Source organism: Streptomyces sp. MMCC 100, assembly GCF_041538145.2.
GTDB lineage: Bacteria > Actinomycetota > Actinomycetes > Streptomycetales > Streptomycetaceae > Streptomyces.
Genome location: NZ_JBGORK020000001.1, coordinates 2,819,054 through 2,835,207, shown reverse-complemented (window position 1 = coordinate 2,835,207; position 16,154 = coordinate 2,819,054). Strand labels below are relative to the sequence as shown.

At 69.0% G+C, this 16,154-nt stretch carries 13 protein-coding genes; 1 reads left to right on the top strand and 12 read right to left on the bottom strand.

The features are described 5' to 3' along the window. Window positions 1-44 precede the first annotated feature (44 nt). A complete protein-coding gene (locus ABS735_RS13070; protein ID WP_373905894.1) occupies window positions 45-824 on the bottom strand; it encodes a GntR family transcriptional regulator in 780 nt (259 codons plus the stop codon). Between the two features lie 467 nt (window positions 825-1,291). Here ABS735_RS13070 and ABS735_RS13065 point away from each other — a divergent pair, with 467 nt between their 5' ends. Then, entirely contained in the window at window positions 1,292-3,208 is a 1,917-nt protein-coding gene (locus ABS735_RS13065) for a TolB family protein (RefSeq protein ID WP_373905895.1), read from the top strand. Window positions 3,209-3,302: 94 nt separating this feature from the next. On the opposite strand, the gene ABS735_RS13060 is transcribed toward ABS735_RS13065, so the two are convergent. The 11 genes from ABS735_RS13060 to ABS735_RS13010 form a co-directional block, all read right to left on the bottom strand. Next, window positions 3,303-5,297, bottom strand: coding sequence for a TolB family protein (locus tag ABS735_RS13060; RefSeq protein ID WP_373905896.1), 1,995 nt, complete (start codon window positions 5,295-5,297; stop codon window positions 3,303-3,305). 27 nt (window positions 5,298-5,324) lie between these two features. Continuing rightward, window positions 5,325-6,317 (bottom strand): ABC transporter substrate-binding protein, encoded by a 993-nt coding sequence (locus ABS735_RS13055; protein WP_373905897.1) that lies wholly within the window; start codon window positions 6,315-6,317, stop codon window positions 5,325-5,327. Window positions 6,318-6,530: 213 nt separating this feature from the next. Continuing rightward, the gene (locus tag ABS735_RS13050) at window positions 6,531-7,781 is read right to left on the bottom strand and encodes a lactonase family protein (RefSeq protein ID WP_373905898.1); all 1,251 of its coding nucleotides are present in this window, start codon (window positions 7,779-7,781) and stop codon (window positions 6,531-6,533) included. Window positions 7,782-7,816: 35 nt separating this feature from the next. After that, window positions 7,817-8,683, bottom strand: a complete 867-nt coding sequence (locus ABS735_RS13045; protein ID WP_373905899.1) for an ABC transporter permease — start codon at window positions 8,681-8,683, stop codon at window positions 7,817-7,819. A 31-nt stretch (window positions 8,684-8,714) separates the two neighbouring features. Next, complete coding sequence (locus ABS735_RS13040; RefSeq protein ID WP_373905900.1) at window positions 8,715-9,752, bottom strand: ABC transporter substrate-binding protein; 1,038 nt, start codon at window positions 9,750-9,752, stop codon at window positions 8,715-8,717. A 14-nt stretch (window positions 9,753-9,766) separates the two neighbouring features. Further along, window positions 9,767-11,356, bottom strand: a complete 1,590-nt coding sequence (locus tag ABS735_RS13035; protein ID WP_373905901.1) for a carboxylesterase/lipase family protein — start codon at window positions 11,354-11,356, stop codon at window positions 9,767-9,769. A 26-nt stretch (window positions 11,357-11,382) separates the two neighbouring features. Further along, window positions 11,383-12,072: a GntR family transcriptional regulator gene (locus ABS735_RS13030; protein WP_373905902.1), complete on the bottom strand. Its 690-nt coding sequence runs from the start codon at window positions 12,070-12,072 to the stop codon at window positions 11,383-11,385. 67 nt (window positions 12,073-12,139) lie between these two features. Further along, complete coding sequence (locus tag ABS735_RS13025; protein WP_373905903.1) at window positions 12,140-13,000, bottom strand: amidohydrolase family protein; 861 nt, start codon at window positions 12,998-13,000, stop codon at window positions 12,140-12,142. 14 nt (window positions 13,001-13,014) lie between these two features. Beyond that, entirely contained in the window at window positions 13,015-13,998 is a 984-nt protein-coding gene (locus tag ABS735_RS13020) for a substrate-binding domain-containing protein (protein WP_373905904.1), read from the bottom strand. 75 nt (window positions 13,999-14,073) lie between these two features. Further along, window positions 14,074-14,943, bottom strand: a complete 870-nt coding sequence (locus ABS735_RS13015) for a hypothetical protein (protein WP_373905905.1) — start codon at window positions 14,941-14,943, stop codon at window positions 14,074-14,076. Next, window positions 14,940-16,091, bottom strand: a complete 1,152-nt coding sequence (locus tag ABS735_RS13010) for a DUF3500 domain-containing protein (RefSeq protein ID WP_373905906.1) — start codon at window positions 16,089-16,091, stop codon at window positions 14,940-14,942. Before ABS735_RS13010 ends, ABS735_RS13015 begins: the two co-directional genes overlap by 4 nt. Between the last annotated feature and the right edge of the window lie 63 nt (window positions 16,092-16,154).

Sequence of the window (16,154 nt, the reverse complement as noted above, 5' to 3'; positions counted from 1 at the left end):
GAAGTGGCGCGACGATGGCACGGACGGGCTGACGTCGGGGTTCCCTACACTTCCGACGTCTGCAGTGGGTCGGCCGTGTTCGTGGCCAAGTCGCCGCCCGTGACACCGGATCCGGATTCGGATTCGGATTCGGATTCCGCGCCGTTGCGGCCCGCCCGCAGCAGCAGGGCTCTGCGTGCGGAGCCGACGTGGTGACGCATCGCGGCGACGGCCGCGTCGGGGTTGCGCGTGAGGATCGCGAGGAAGATGGCCTGGTGTTCCTCGAGCGAACCGGAACGCGGATGCGGCGCGGAGAGGTTGCGGTACTGCCGCATCACGAGGGGGTAGAGGAGTCTGTCGTAGGCCAGGGCCAGGGTCTGCTGGTGAGCCGCGAGCTTCACTTGCTGGTGGAAGGTGCGATTGCCCTGGGAGTATCCCGCCTGATCCCCTCGTGCCTGACAGTCCGACATGGCGTCCAGGGTTCGGCGCAGCTCCTCGGTCTCCTCCTCGGTCGCGCGTTCGGCGGCCTTGCCGGCCAGAGCGGATTCCAGGGTTTCGCGTGCCTCCAGGATGTCCATCGCCTCCTCGACCGAGAAGTGGCGTGTGCGAACACCTCTGTTGACTTCGCTGGTGACGTATCCCTCCTGGGCCAACTGGACCAGGACGGCTCTCATGGTGGTCCTCGAGACGCCGAACCTCTGGGTCAACTCCGCCTCGGTCAGCCGCGTGCCCGGTTCGAAGCTCCCCGACAGCAGCAGCGAGCGTAGGCCCTCGTATGCCCGACCGTGCCGGTTCGAGGCGGCTTTGCCGGTGTCGACCGCCCTGTCGTCGGAACTGGCGTTCACATGATCACCTGTAACTCTCGAAGAGGAGTGCTGGCTACCGAGCAGTATGTCCGGCACTCGCGGCGGTGCCCGCCCTCGTTGTAAGGGAGTTGCGGGGCCGGCCACCGCCCGTTCGCACGGCTGACGCAGTCCGACAACCGGACTCCTTGAAGTTTTGTCCAACAATACCCGAGGCACCCGCGAGAGGTCACCGGTTAGCCACACACCATCTCGTGCAGACTTCTTGTCGGTCTCTTACGGCGGTGTTACGGTCGCTCGCAAGTTGTTCGACAATCTGCACAACGGCGCGTGACCGTACGCACCACGTACCACCACGCAGCCGCTGGGGCACGAACCGAGCCACAGCCGACGGACGCGCGGCCCGGGCCTGCCCACCCCTCTCACCGGCAGGACGACGGCCTCCGCCGAACAGCACCCCCTTCCCCTGAAGTTGCACGCACAACAACAACGAAAGGCTTGACGCAGACATGACACACAAGCTCAATCGTCGATCGTTCCTGGCAGCCAGTGCGGCAGCTGCCACCGCCTTACTGCCCAGCTCCTTCGCCGTGGCGGCCGCGAGCGCCGGCAAGAAGGGTGTGATGCTGATGAACCGCATCGGCCCGTCTTCGTCGACTCTGTACATCGCCAAGATCGACGGATCGAACGAACGCAGGCTGCTGGACAGCAAGAGCGCCGCGTTCGACCGCCACGCCAACTTCTCCCCCGACGGCAAGAGCGTGTTCTTCACCTCGGAACGCACCGGAGACGGCAACTCCAACATCTATTGGGGCAGCCTGAACGGATCCGGTCAGGCGGTGGGTGTCCAGCCCCTCGTCACCGGGCCGTCGGTGAACGACAGCGCCGTCCTTTCGCCGGACGGGCGCACACTGGCCTTCTCCTCCACCCGCTCGGCCGATCACCTCTCGAGGATCTGGCTGAGGGACATGAAGACCGGGGCCCTGACCAACCTGACCGGTACCGCGGCACTCGCCGGCGACCCCAGCAGTCCCGACTGCCACTTCCGGCCTGTCTGGTCGCCGGACGGGCAGTGGATCGCGTTCTCCTCCGACCGGAACACGGCCTGGCGCGGCCACGACGACGGCAAGGGCTGGGAACACACCCAGGAGCTGAGCATCTACGTCATCCGGCCGGACGGTACCGGCTTCCACCAGGTCGCGACCAAGCCCGGGTACTGTCTCGGCTCACCGAAGTGGTCGCCGGACGGCCGGCGGATCGTCTACTACGAGATCACCACCGAAGGAACCTGGGGCGCCCACCGCCCGGAGGACATCGGGGTCGTCGAGTCCCAGATCGTCTCGGTCGACGCCGAGACGGGCGCCGACCGCGTCGTGCACACCTCCGGGCCCAACCTGAAGGTCTCGCCCCAGTACGTGACCAACACCGAGATCGGCTACCTCGTCAAGGGCGGAGCCGACGAAGGCCTCGCCTACACATCCGGCAGGGCTCCCCTCAAACGGTCGCTGCGCTCCCCGGTCTGGTCACCCGACGGCAAGTCGGTGATCTACGAGAAGCAGGACTTCACCAGCCGTGAGCTCGACCAGGCCCTCTACACCTGGGACTCGGACTGGGAGTACCGCTTCTGCGACGTCTTCCCCATCGTCTCCCGGCAGGGCCGGCTCGCGATCACGGAGAAGCAGACCGGCTTCGCCAACTCCTCGATCGTCACCCTGAAGCCGGACGGCTCCGACCTCAAGGTGGTGTTCAACACCGCCGACAGCGGACTCGATCCGGAACTGCTGGCGAAGGGCCTGGCCGGCGCGTTCCGGCCCGCATGGTCGCCGGACGGAGAATGGCTCGCGTTCGGTCTCGGCGGATGGTTCCAGGAGCGCGCGACCATGGCGGCCGCGATCTGGCGGGTGCGCAGTGACGGCACGGGAGCGGAGGCGCTCACGGACGACTCCACCAACGCCGGCTTCCCGAGCTACTCCGCGGACGGCAACAGGATCGTCTACCGCGTGTGGGGACAGGAGAACGGCCTGCGCATCCTCGACCTCACCACCGGGTCGACGACCGTACTGACCACCGAGTCCGACAACCTGCCGGACTGGTCCCCGGACGGCAAGCTCGTCCTCTTCACCCGCAAGACCAGCGCGACCGACTTCGACGTGTGCACCATCCGGCCCGACGGCAGCGACCTGCGGGTCCTCACCAGCAGTGGCGCCAATGACGGGCACGCCGTCTGGAGTTACGACGGGAGCATCCTCTACAACAGCGGAATGTACGGCTTCCGGGAGGAGGCGGCGCTGTACGACAACACCTTCCAGCCCTACGGCCAGATCATGAGCATGAAGGCGGACGGCTCCGGCAAGCGACTGCTCACCGACAGCCAGTGGGAGGACTCCATGCCCATCTACCTCCCGCAGAGTGTGCTGTCCCAGTGAGGTGACACGACCCGCCCACCGCCTGGAGTGCGGTCGCCGTGTCGCGGGCAATGGGTGTCGCCCATGACCACGACACGGCGACTGCTCAGGATTCCTATGCCTGCCGGCGGAGCACGTCCTGGGTGAGGAAGAGAGGCATCGAGTCCTCCCACAGGCTGTCGGTCAGCATCCGCTTGCCGGAGCCGTCCGCGTTCATGCTGAAGATCTGGCCGTACGACTGGAAGGTGTCGTCGTACAGGGCGGCTTCTTCCCGGAATCCGTACATGCCGCTGTTGTACAGAATGCGCCCGTCGTGGTTCCAGACCGCGTGGGCGTCATTGGCGCCGCTGTCGGTCAGGCACCGCAAGTCGCTTCCGTCGGGACGGATGGTGTACACGTCGAAATTGACGCCGGCCGTCTTGCGGGTGAAGAGGATGAGCTTTCCGTCCGGCGACCAGTCGGGGAGATTGTCGTAGTCGTCGGTGAGCACGCGCGTCGTGCGGGTGCGTAGGTCAAGGATGCGCAACCCCTTTTCCTCCCCGCCCCATACGCGATAGACGATTTCGTTGCCGTCCGCCGAGTAGCTCGGAAAGCCGGAGTTGGATGTACCGTCCGTCAGTGTCTCCCACTCCGACCCGTCGCTGCGCACCCGTATGACGACGTTGCTCGGAGCGTCTTCCCGGAACCAGGTGCCCAGGCCGGACACGATCCACTCGCCGTCCGGTGACCACGCGGGCCGGTAGGCGCCGATCGAGCCCGGTAGCGGGTCGCTGATCTTGCCCGCGGGGTCGAAGACGACGCGGCGGTCGGAGCCGTCGGGGAGCATGGTGACGATCGAGGAGTTGCCGAGCTGCTTCTCCGTGATCGCGATGCGGCCCTGCCGGGACAGCACCGGGAAGACGTCGCAATGGCGGTATTCCCAATCCCGGTCCCAGCTGTACAGGGGCGAGTCCAGCGGTCGGGTCGTGAAGCCGACTTTCTCGTAGATCACCGACTTGCCGTCCGGCGACCAGGCGGGCGAGCGCAGGGACCGTTTGACGGCCGGCCTGTCCGTTGTGTAGGCGAGCCCCTCGTCGGGACCGCCCTTGACGAGGTATCCGATCTCGGTGGCGTCGATGAACTGGGGAGCCAGTTTCAGGCCGGGGCCGGTCGTGTGCTCGACACGGTCCCCGGTGGTGACGTCGACGGAGACGATCTGGGACTCGACGCGACCGATGCCCTCGGGACGGTGGGCGTTCCAGGTCCCTTCGGTGGTGATCTCGTAGTAGACGATCCGCCGGCCGTCCGGCGACCACTTCGGCGAGCCCAGACAGTATCCAGGCTTGCTCGCGACCTGACGGAAGCCGGTGCCGTCCGGCCGGATGACGTAGATGCTGAGTTCTTGCGTGTGCTCCCAGCCGACCCCGTTGTCGTGGCCCCGCCAGATCGTGTTCCGGTCGCTGGAGAACGCGATCCACCGGCCGTCGGGCGACCACGCGGGACGGAAGTAGCAGTCGGGGCCCGCGGGATCACCTGCCACCTCTTTGCTCGCCGTGAGATTTCGCAGTCTGTGCGAGCGCAGATCCAGCAGCCAGATGTGCGCCTTGTGGTCTCCGCGTGTGGAAACGAACGCCAGCCTGTTCCCGTCCGGAGACAGTGCGCCGACGTCGTCGACCGCGGGCCCGGTCACGAGCGGCTCGACCCCGCTCCCGTCGGCGCGAGCCCGGTACAGGGACGAGTTGCCGTCGCCGGCCCGTGCCGAGGTGAAGACCACCGATCGGCCGTCGGGAGCGAAAGTGCCGTGGTGGTCGAAACCCGTGTTTCGCAGCAGTTTGCGCTCGTTCGAGCCGTCGAGGTCGGAGATGAACAGATCGGACGAGGACGGTCCGATCCGGTTCATCAGCATCACGCCCTTCTTCCCCGGGCCCGCGGCCGCAACGGCGAACGGCCGGGGTAACAGGGTGGCACCCGCAACGCCCGCACCGGCCGCCAGGAATGCTCGTCGTTTCATGCTGGGTGACATGGATTTACCAGCTCCTGTTCGTCGACTACTGGATTTTCCGAATGGATACAGAAGAGGAATTAATATTGCCGCGCTGCCCCTACGCAGATTCCCGCCCGTTCTCTCCACAGTCGGCCGGAAACACGTCGCACCGTGTCATCGCACGTATTCGTTGGTCCAGTCGTCCGTGGTGATTTTCGCCCCGTCGGGCAGGGCGCCCAGTTCATCGACGAACGCGCGCGTCCTCCTCCAGGTCGGCGCGTCCATGTCCACGAACAGCGGCCACTCGACCTCCTGGATGCCGGCCTGCACCACCGAGTCGGGGACGCCGGGCATGACCTGTTTCGCGACCGGCACCACGGACGGGTCGTTCACGTGCTTGGCCAGGTAGGCGGTTCCTTCCCGCACCGCGCCGGCGAACTTCCTGACCGTGTCCGCGTGCTCACCGGCGAAACTCTTGCGTGCCACAACGACCTGGCCGTAGCCGGCATAGTCGCTCGACCACTCGGGCACCGTACGCGAGTTGGCCACCACGACCCCATCGCCGGCATGCTGGATCTGCAGCGGAAGCGGCTCCGAAGTGACGAACCAGTCGATCCGGCCCTCGTCGAGTGCGGCCTTGTCCGCACTCGGACTGGGCAGTGACACCCAGTCGACCTCGCCGGGGTCAACACCGTTGTCCTTGAGGAACATCTCCGCCTCGGCCTTCGTGTTGGCCGAGCTGGAACCGCCGGTCGACCCCTCCAGCGCCCTGGCCACGGTGTCCGCCGGAGACTTGGCGGTCAGCCCGTGCTGCTGGGCGAAATCCTTGCTGACGACGAGACCCAGCGGGTTTCCGAGCCCGTCCACCCCGACCGCGACCACTGGAGTGCCCTTGGCCAGGGCACCGAGGAAACCGGTCGGGCTGGAGTTGAGGAACTGCAGGGAACCCGACTGCAGGGACGGCATACCCGTCGCGGCCGTCACCGTCACGAACTCGACCTTCAGCCCCCTCTTGCTGAAGTAGCCCTGAGCATCCGCGACCCGCAGTGGAACGTCGAAGATGTTGCCCGCAACCCCGACGGTGACCGTGTCGGTCCCGTCCGAGCCGGGTGCGGCCGTGTCGCCGCACGCCGACAGCAACGCGGAACCGAGCGCCACGGTCGTCACCACGGCCACGGTCCGGCTGCCGGCGGCAGCCGACGGCGAGCCTCCCGCGAAGACTGGGGAACGTCTGTGGTGGAGCCTCATGGCATTTCTCCTGTCACCAGATCCTGAAAGCGGTGCAGCGGCACCGGACAACCGTGCGGTGTTGTGTGAGCACGTAGGCGCGGCGCAGGGCTCCGTAGTGGCTCCCTCGCTCGGAGAATCCCCCGGGGGGGGTCAGGAGCGTCCGGCAGCGTGCCGACGGCCTCCGACGCGGAAGGTGATGCAGTCCGGGTAGGGCACAGCGACCGAGTTGCCCGTGTCCGTGAGGCGCCCGGATGACGGGTCGACGCGGAAGAGGTTCACCGTGCCGCTCGCCTCGTTCGCGACGAACAACCACCGTCCGTCGGGGTGCAGGGAGAAGCTCCAAGGGGTGACGCCCCCGCAGGGGATGCGCTGGATCTCGGTGAGGAGGCCGGTTCCCGGGTTCGCCGAGAAGACGACCAGGGTGTTGTCGCCGCGGTTGGACGTGTAGACGAAGCGGCCGTCCCGGCTGACGGCCAGTTCGGCGGCGCTCGTCGTTCCCGTGTGGTCCGGCGCGTTCGTCGACAGGATCTGATGGGTCGTCAGCACACCGTGTCGTCGGTCCCAGTGCAGCACTTGGATGTCGGCGGTGAGTTCGTTCAGCAGGTAGACCGCGCGTCCATGCGGGTGGAAGGCCAGGCGCCGCGGGCCCGATCCCGGTGCCGTCGCGTAGGCGCCGGGGCCGTCGGGTGTGCCGCGGGACATCCGCCGTGTGGCGGCGTCGTACTCGTAGACGAAGACACGGTCGGCGCCGAAGTCCGCGACCAGTACGTAGCTGCCGCTGGGGTCGACGACCACGTGGTGGGGGTGGGGGCCCTGCTGACGCGGGTTGGGTCCGGAGCCGGTGTCCTGCACGCGGGAGGCCACGGAACCGAGACCGCCGTCCGAGTGCACCGGCACGGTCACCGCCGTGCCGGCCGGGAAGTCCGCGGCCAGCAGGGTCTCCGCGTCCGCGGTCAACCCGAAGTACGACAGGCCGCCGGTGACACCCGGGGCCGATTCGGTCGCGAGCTCGCCGACCTGGTGCAGCGCGCCCGAGCCGTCGTCGATGTGGAAGACCCTGATGTACCCGCCCTGCTCGTCGCCGGCGACGTAGAGGACCGGGCGGGCGGGGTGTGCCACGACCCAGTTCGAGCTGACCTGGGCCACGGGCCCGAGCGACGTCATGGTCCCGTCTCCGGGGTCAAAACGCACCGCGTGGACCTGGTTCTGCTTCCAGGTGCCGATGTAGAGCAGGTCACCGCGGCGGTCCGGTGCGGCGTCGGCCGGCCCGGCCGAGAGCAGCGGCGCGGTGGCCGCGGCCGACACCGCGATGGCTGCCAGCACTTTTCTGCGGGAGGGGCGCCGGGGTGGTGGTTCGCCCTCCTGGGAGGCGCCGGGTGGAGCGTGGGGGAAGTCGTTCATCGGGATGCGCCTTTCTCCTCGTGAGATGTGCGAGTTCAGCTCTTGGGCTGCGGACGGCGGCGGGCGGCGAGTCCGAGGCGCTTGAGCGCGTATCCGTCGAGGGCGGACAGGACGCCGTTGAGGGTGAGTGTCATGGCGACGAGGACGATCAGGCCGGCGAACTCGCGGGCCGCGTCGAGGTTCTGTGCCGAGGTGAACAGTTCGTGCCCGACCCCCTCGGAGGAGGCGATGAACTCGGCGCCGATGACGCCGAGGATGGCCAGCGGCCCGCCCGTCTTGAGTGCGGCGAAGAACGGGGCGGCCAGGGTCGGGATCGTCACGTAGCCGAGGACGTGGTGCTTGCGGCCGCCCATGACCTGGACGACCTCGACGAGTTCGCGTTCCCTCAGCCGGAGGCCGAGGTAGATGTTGTAGAAGACGACGAAGGCGACACCGGTCATGGCGATGGTGATCTTCGACCAGGAACCGATGCCGAAGAACAGCAGGAACAGCGGAGCGAGCGCGATCTTCGGAATTCCGTTGATGGCCGCGACGAGCGGTTCGAGCACCCGCCCCATGAGCGGGAACGACCCCAGTACGAGGCCCATCACCGTGCCGGCGGCGACGCCGAGACCGAAGCCGGCCAGTACTTCGATGGCGGTGACCTTGATGTCGGTCCATCCGGCCGCCGAACCGAGCATGTCGATGAGCGCGTCGTACACCTCGGTGGGCTTGCTGACCGCGTACTCGGGTACTACGGGGCCGCTCATCACCTGCCACAGGACCAGAGCGACCACGATCACCAGGATGCGCAGGGTGATGACGGAGGCGGTGCTCTGCAGGCGTGCCCGGGCGTTCTTGGCGGGACGGGGTGGGATGTCCGCGTCGGGTTCGGTCACGGCCTTGTCAGCGACGGTTGCCATGGTCTGCTCCCTTCTGGTTGGGGTCGGTCGTTCACGGCAGGTAGGTGTTGGTCCAGTCGTCGGAGGACACCGAGGCGTCCGGTACCGCCTTGATGCCGTCCTTCACGAACGCGAGGGTCTTCTTCCATCCGTCCGCGTCCTGCTTGGCGGTCCGGGGCCAGTCCACCTGGGAGACGGAGGAGCTCAGCACGTCGTCGGGCACGCTCCGCAGTGTGCTGCGCGCCGCGGCCAGCACCTTCTCGTCGGTGGACGGGTGCGTACCGAGGTAGGCGGTCGCCTGCTGGACGGCGGTGGCGAACCCCTTGACGGTGTCGCCGTTGCTCTTCGCGTAGCTCTCCTTCACGACGACGACCTGGCCGTATCCCGCCTGTTCGTAGGCCCACTCGGGGACCTTGGAGGAGTCGGCCACGACGACTCCGTCGCCCTCGTGCTGTACCTGCAGCGGGATGGGCTGGGAGGTGATGAACCAGTCGACCTCGCCCTTGGCGAGGGAGGCCTTGTCGGCGGCCGGGCTGGGCAGGGAGACCCACTTCAGCTTGTCCGGGTCGACACCGTGGGCCCTGAGGAAGATGCCGGCCTCGGCCTTGGTGTTGGCGGAGCTGGCGCCGGCCGTCGAGTCGGCCAGGGCCTTGGCCACCTGGTCGGCGGGGGTGTCGGCGGTCAGGTTGTGCTTCTTGGCGAACTCGTCGCTGACGACCACGCCGAGCGGGTTGCCTCCGCCGTTGGTGGCGACCGATATCTCCGGCAGCCCCTTGGAGAGACCGGCCAGGAAGCTGGTGGGGCTGGAGTTGAGGAACTGCACCGATCCGGACTGCAGGGCCGAGGTGCCGGTCGAGGCGGTCAGGGTCACGTACTTGATCTTGATGTTCTGCTTGTCGAAGTAGCCGTTCTTGTCCGCGAGGCGGATGGACAGGTCGAAGACGTTGCCGCTGACGCCCACGGAGACGGTGGTCTTGCCGTCCGCGCCGACCGAGGTCGCGCCGTCGTCGGCGCAGGAGGTCAGGAGGGCGGCGCCGAGTATCGTGGCCGAGGCCAGGGCGAGGGTCGAGGTGGTCGTGCGCTGTCTCATGGGAACTCCTTTGTTCACCAGGGTTGTTGGTCGGAGAAGAAGCGGATCCAGAAGTTGGTGCGCACCGGATCCGAGACCGGGATGGACCGGAAGTGCTCGCCGATCTCCATGACGGAGCCGGCGTCCGGCGAGAAGGCGGGCCAGCGGGGCAGGCCGGTGCCGTTGGGATCGCCGGTGGCGGCGAAGTTGGTCCAGTAGGAGGAAAGGGTCCGCGCGATCTCCTGGTCCTCCTCGGTCCAGGACGCGGTACCGCCGACGGGATTCCGGAAGACGTAGTCGATCTCGGAACCGTGACCGGCCCGTCTCAGTCCCGGACCGGGTGCCGGAGCACGGTGGGTCCAGAAGTAGGTGTGCAGGCTGCCGGCGGTGTGGCGGCTCCAGTCCACGCCCCACAGGTAGGTGGAGACGCGTGAGTTGTCGCGCGCCGCGCGGCTGCTCGCCCGTGCGGCCTCGTCGTCCGTGCCGGCCGGGTAGAGCCGCAGGAACTCCTCGGCGAGCGGCCCGAACTTGCGTCGTGCCGCCGCCCGGTGCTGTTCGAGGGTCACATGGACGGGCGGTGATCCCGGCCGGACGCGTTGGCGGCCGGAGCGCACTCCGGCGACCATCGTCTCGGGGATCGCGCCGCCCTCGTCGAGGTTGTTCCCGGTGAGGTAGTCGACGTCGTTCTGCAGACCCTTGGCGTATGTCTCGTCGTAGCCGGTGGGGATCGCCCAACCGTCGACGACGGGACGGAACAGGGGCGGCCCCGCCGAGCCGCCGGTGTCCACCACCGTGTCGACCGGCTGGTGGCCGTCGATCAGCTTGCTCCAGTGCAGGTTGCGCAGTTCGTCGGCGGTGTGTGCGCCGTGCACCCGTGCGTAGCGGTCCCCGGCCTTCTCCGCGTCGGCGGGCAGCCGGTAGGAGGTGCACAGGTAGCGCAGCTCGGGATCGCCTGCGTACCGGGCGTGGCTCTGCGCGATGGCGCGGTGGAACATGCCCTTGGCCAGTGGGGACATGGCCAGGAAGTTGACCATGCCGGCGCCCGCGGACTGGCCGGCGACGGTGACCCGGCGCGGGTCGCCGCCGAAGTGCTCGATGTTGTCGCGCACCCAGCGCAGGACGGCGACGCAGTCGAGCAGTCCGTAGTTGCCGGAGGAGCCGTGCCCGGACTCCTCGCTCAGCTCCGGGGTGGCGAGGAAACCGAAGGCGCCCAGGCGGTAGTTGAAGGTAACCACAACGGTGCCTCCGCGCGCCAGGTTCTCGCCGTCGTAGCGAGGATGCGCTCCGGTGCCTTCGCGGAACCCGCCGCCGTAGATCCACACCAGGACCGGGCGGAGTTCCGCCGAAGAGGGCGCGCCCGTCCAGATGTTCAGGGACAGGCAGTCCTCGCTCATGGGCACGTCGACGCCGGTCGCGGCCGCGTCGGTCGGTGCCTGCGGGCACATGGGGCCGAAGCGGTCGGCCCGCCGGACTCCCGGCCAGCGTGGCGGCGGCTGGGGCGGTCGCCAGCGCAGGTCGCCGACCGGCGCGGCGGCGTAGGGGATGCCACGGAAGACGGTGACGGAGCGGTCCCGGCACGGTATGCCCTCGACCGGACCGGCTTCGGTGGCCACGACGTGGCGCATGGGGTCCTTCCCGTCCCGGTGGGCCGTCAGGCGGACGGCGCCCGGGACTTGTCCAGCAGCAGCGCCCGGCGGGCGGAGCCGACGTGGTGACGCATCGCCGCGACGGCCGCATCGGGGTTGCGGGTGACGACGGCGAGGAAGATGGCCTGGTGCTCTTCCAGCGACCCGGACCTCGGGTGCTGGGCCGAGAGGTTGCGGTACTGGCGCATCACCAGCGGGTAGAGCAGCGTGTCGTAGGCACGGGCCAGCGTCGTCTGGTGCGCGGCTTGCTTGATCTGCTGGTGGAAGCGCCGGTTGCACCGGGAGTACGCGTCCTGGTCGCCGCGGGACTTCGCCTCCTCCATGTCCCGCAGCGTGCGGCGCATGTCCGCGATCTCCTCGGGGGTGGCCCGCTCGGCCGCCTTGCCGGCCAGGGCCGACTCCAGCGTCTCGCGGGCCTCCAGGATGTCCGCCGCCTCCGCCACGGTGAAGCTTCGCGTCCGCACCCCGCGATTGACTTCGCTGGTGACGTAGCCCTCCTGCACCAGCCGCACCAGCGCGGACCGCACGGTGCTCCGTGACACGTCGAACATCCGGGTCAGGTCCGCCTCGGTCAACCGTGTGCCGGGAGCCATGCTCCCCGAGAGAAGCAGGGAACGAAGCCCCTCGTAGGCCTGGCCGTAGCGGGTGGCCGACGTGTTCGCTCCGGAGTCGGCACCGATGCTGCCGTTGTCCACCTTGACCGCCTTTGCCTTCCGTGGGGACGAGAACCGAGGCGGGAACCCTGACCGAGCACATGGCGGGTCAGCTCCCGAGCCGGCCCAGTGACGAGTACAGGCGCCGGGCGGTGCCCGCGAAGATCTCCTGCCGCGCCGCCGCGGGCAGCGGTGCCAGCACCGTGCGCGCCAGGTCGACGAGTTCCGGCAGCGACTGCTCGGCCGCCGGCAGGTTCGACCCCCAGGCGATACGCCCGGCACCGAACGACTCGACCACGGGCGTGAGGAACTCGATGGCCTCCTCCCCCACCGCGTGCAGCGGTTCGAGGTTGCGGTGGGTGAGCTTCAGGTGCAGACCCGGGTGGCCGGCCAGCTCGGCGACCTCCTTGCCCGCGCGGGCCGGTCCTGCCGCGATGTCGGGGTAGCCGATGTGGTCCAGGAGCACCCGGACGGTGGGGAAGCGTTCGAGTACGTCCACGAGCTGCCCGGTGGCCGCGCCCAGCCGCAGCTGGAGACAGACGGTGACGTCCAGCTCGGCGGCGGCGCGCCAGAACGGGTAGGTCTCGGGCGCCGCGAACCACTCCCCCTGGGTGGGCACGGTGCTGCCGCTGGTGAACAGTCGCACTCCGGCGAGACCCTGTCCCTGGAGGGCCAGTGCGAGGCGCTCCGGAGCCGCGGCGGCGAGCGGGTCGAAGGTGCCGACGGCGAGGAAGCGCTCCGGGTGGGCGGCGGCGCTGTCGCGGACGTAGGAGTTGTTGTAGCCGTAGGCGGTCGTGGCCTGGACGAGGACGGACTGCAGGATGCCCGCCTCGTCCATGCGGGCGGCCATGTCCTCGGTGGTGACCGGGCGGGAGGTGGCCCAGGCGGATGCCTTGCCGCCGATGGGCGACCAGGGATACTGCTCCCGGTCCTCCGCTATGACGTGGCAGTGCGTGTCGATGATGTCCATGGTCCTGGCTCCTGTCAGGCGTCGGGGTAGTCGCCGTCGGCGAACAGCGCGCGCGTGTCGTCGGAGAAGTCCGCGTCCAGCAGGCCCTGGTCCCGCGAGTAGCGCACGAGGGCGGCCAGGCTCGGCTCGTTGGCGGCCACGCCGTAGGGCACCGGGTCGCCGCCGGTCTGGTCGGCCTGGCGGGCGAACCGCGGCAGCTCCGTCCAGTCCGGGTCCTCGGCCAGGTGCTGCCGCTTGGCCTCGGTGAACGCCGCGTACAGCGCGGTGGGCAGCGAGGGGTCGCGGGCGACCAGGTCGCTGCGCAGTGCGATCACCGAGTGAAGCGGGTAGACGCCGGTGCGCAGGTAGTGGTCCGACGCGAGGATGTCGGCCTCGGGGAACAGCGGGTACGGGGCGCCGCCGTCGGCCGGCTGCGGCTCGGGCGTCGCGGTCCAGCCACTGCGCGGAGCTCCCGCGCGGCCGGTGCCCGCGTTGCCGGTGAACGCGGCGTCGATCTCACCGGCGCGCAGCAGCTCGCCGAGTGAGCGGCCGTCGGTGACCCGCTCCACGTTGGACGGTACGCGGCCCTCGACGTGGTCGTCGTCGTCCACGACCCAGGTGATCTTGTCGATGTCGACGCCGTACTCCTCGGTGAGGACGCCACGCGCCCACACTCCGGTGCTCACCGAATAGGCGCGCACGCCCACCCGGCGGCCCTCGAGGTCGCGGGGGACCCTGATGCCGGAGTGGGGGCCGCACTGGACGTCGCCGTGGTGGAACCGGCGGTTGAGGAACACGGGGATCGCGGTGAGCGCGACACCGGCCTGGCGGGCCATCAGGTAGGACACCGGGGCGAGTTCGCACACGTCGTACTCGAGGTCGCGGATCATGCGCCGGTAGGCGCCGATCACCGGCCTGACCTGTACTTCCTCGACGCGGTGACCGGGCACGGCGGCGGTGTTGTCCAACACGGCCCGCACGTGCGGGTAGTCGCCGAGGGCGGTCGAGAGCTTCTGCATCTCCTGCCTTTCTGTTGCGCTCCGCGGAGCGCGATGGTGTTCGGGGGAAGAACGGCGGTGCCGGTGGTGTCCGGGTCAGCCGCCGAGGCGGGAGGCGGGGACGCCGAGGGCCGCGCAGGTCCGCTCGACCAGCTCGTCGTAGTCGACGGGGCGGGCGATGACCTCCTGCTCCAGGGCATAGGCGGCGGCGCGGGTGACCGGGCCGCGCAGCCCCTCGAACCCGGAGGGGTCGATGGCGGCGGTCGGAGCCGCGGCCGCCGCCTTGCGCATCGCGTCGTAGGCGGCCAGGACCGCGGCCCGGTTCTCGCGGGCGGCGGCATCGGTGATGCCCAGGACGTGGTTGACGGGGGTGAATCCGGTGGCCGCCGACCACTCGGCGGCCACCCTGCGCGCGTCGGCGATGGCGGTGCGCACGCGGTCGTCGGCGGGCAGCTCGTTGCCCATGATCCCGAAGTCGACGCGCCCGTCGAGGAAGTCGGCCGGCAGCTTGGAGCCTTCGGGAGCGCGGGTGACCCAGGAGGGGTCCTCGTAGCCGTCGACGTGCGCGCCCTCGTAGGTCCGCCAGTCGACCTTGCGCAGGTCGACGCCGTACTGCTCGGTGAGGAAGCCGCGTACCCACACGCCCGTGGTCTGGCTCCAGGCGCGGACCCCGACGCTGCGTCCCTCGACGTCCTCCACGGTCAGCCGGCCCAGGGTCACGAGGGTCTGGTGCTGGTCGCGGCCGAGCGCGGTGACGGGAAGCAGCAGGACGGGCCGGTCCTGGGCGACCGCCTGGAGCAGGGTGACGATGGCGAGTTCACACACGTCGGGCCCGTTGCCGTCGACGAACCCGCGCGAGGCCTTGTGGACCGGCCGGACGGCGAGGCGTTCGAACTGCTCCCCGCTGTCCTTGACGGCCGCTTCGGCCGCCGCCGCGAGATCGTCGCGGCCCAGAACCACCTTCATGACTGCTTCCTCCTGGAGTGGTGGCGTTCGTGGTGCTGACGCAGCAGGTCGACGCCGTAGTCGTTGCCGTTGGGGGTGCGCACCACGGTGTGGATGTGGCGCCGGCTGGGCACGTCGTTGTCGAACATCACCCCGGCCATGTGCTCGAACTCGATGAGGATCACGGGGCTGTGGACGCGGTAGTAGAAGACGCCGTCCGGGTCGCCGGCCCACGCGAAGTGCGTGTCGCCCTCGTGTGCGAGGACCTCGTCCATGCGCACGGCGGCGTGCCCGGGGTTGGCACGGCCGGTGTAGAGACCGATCAACTCCCGTGCCGCACGGCGCTGGTCGGTGGTCAGGTCCGCGAGCCGGATCCCCTCGTAGTTCAGTTCGAAGTTGTCGCGGAAGGCGCCGACGAACAGCTCCTCGGGCAGCCTGTCGGCGATCACCGCCCGTTCCCGCTGCGGTGCGGACAGGCCGGCGAACAGCTCCGCCGCCATTGCCTCCTCGAGCCGGAAGGCGGTCGTTCCCGCGTACTTCCCGGACACGTCGACGACCGGTTCGGCTCCGAGGAAGGTCGGTGTGAGGACCATGTGGTCGCCGACGATCGCGCAGTTGACGTTCACGTGGTGTCCGTCCAGCTGCCAGCCGAAGGGCCCGTCACCGTCGGGGTCGCCATAGACGCTGAACCAGTAGATCCACTCGTTGAGCATCTCGGTCTCGCCGCGCAGCTCGCCGATGGTCAGGTTCAGGCGCATCAGATCGATGACCTGCTGGTAGCCGGCCTTGCTGAGGCTCGTGCGGACGAGGTCCAGGGCCAGGTGTCGTTTGGTGTCGTCGAGGTCCTCGAGACACAGGCCGTGGCGCAGGAAGTAGCGCGCCCCGTTGGCCCAGTGCCGCCAGGTCACGTCGTCCATGGGGAAGCGCGCCTCGGACAGTTCCTTCGGGCTGAGCTGAGCCAGGTATGCCTCGGTCGCCCGACGGATGCCGGTGGTGTCGACACCTGTCCCCGTCAGCGGGAACAGTCCCTCGCGCACGCCGTCGGACGTGGCCAGCCCGCGGAAGGGTTCGTCGGCCGCCTTGCGGCGCCATTCGACCTTGGCGAGCAGCTCCGGCGTCCACTCGGCCGGTTCGCGGGTGGGGGCGGCACCGCGGTTGCGCAGTCCCATCACTGCCTCCTCTCTTGTTCTCGTGTGCTTCTCGTGTGCTTCTCGTTGCTGCTCGTGTGCTTC

Bases quoted from the DNA above. Each gene is read 5' to 3' on its own strand.
- ABS735_RS13050 (WP_373905898.1), bottom strand. From the start codon at position 7,781: ATGAACGACTTCCCCCACGCTCCACCCGGCGCCTCCCAGGAGGGCGAA.
- ABS735_RS13045 (WP_373905899.1), bottom strand. From the start codon at position 8,683: ATGGCAACCGTCGCTGACAAGGCCGTGACCGAACCCGACGCGGACATC.
- ABS735_RS13035 (WP_373905901.1), bottom strand. From the start codon at position 11,356: ATGCGCCACGTCGTGGCCACCGAAGCCGGTCCGGTCGAGGGCATACCG.
- ABS735_RS13040 (WP_373905900.1), bottom strand. From the start codon at position 9,752: ATGAGACAGCGCACGACCACCTCGACCCTCGCCCTGGCCTCGGCCACG.
- ABS735_RS13065 (WP_373905895.1), top strand. From the start codon at position 1,292: ATGACACACAAGCTCAATCGTCGATCGTTCCTGGCAGCCAGTGCGGCA.
- ABS735_RS13020 (WP_373905904.1), bottom strand. From the start codon at position 13,998: ATGCAGAAGCTCTCGACCGCCCTCGGCGACTACCCGCACGTGCGGGCC.
- ABS735_RS13025 (WP_373905903.1), bottom strand. From the start codon at position 13,000: ATGGACATCATCGACACGCACTGCCACGTCATAGCGGAGGACCGGGAG.
- ABS735_RS13015 (WP_373905905.1), bottom strand. From the start codon at position 14,943: ATGAAGGTGGTTCTGGGCCGCGACGATCTCGCGGCGGCGGCCGAAGCG.
- ABS735_RS13010 (WP_373905906.1), bottom strand. From the start codon at position 16,091: ATGGGACTGCGCAACCGCGGTGCCGCCCCCACCCGCGAACCGGCCGAG.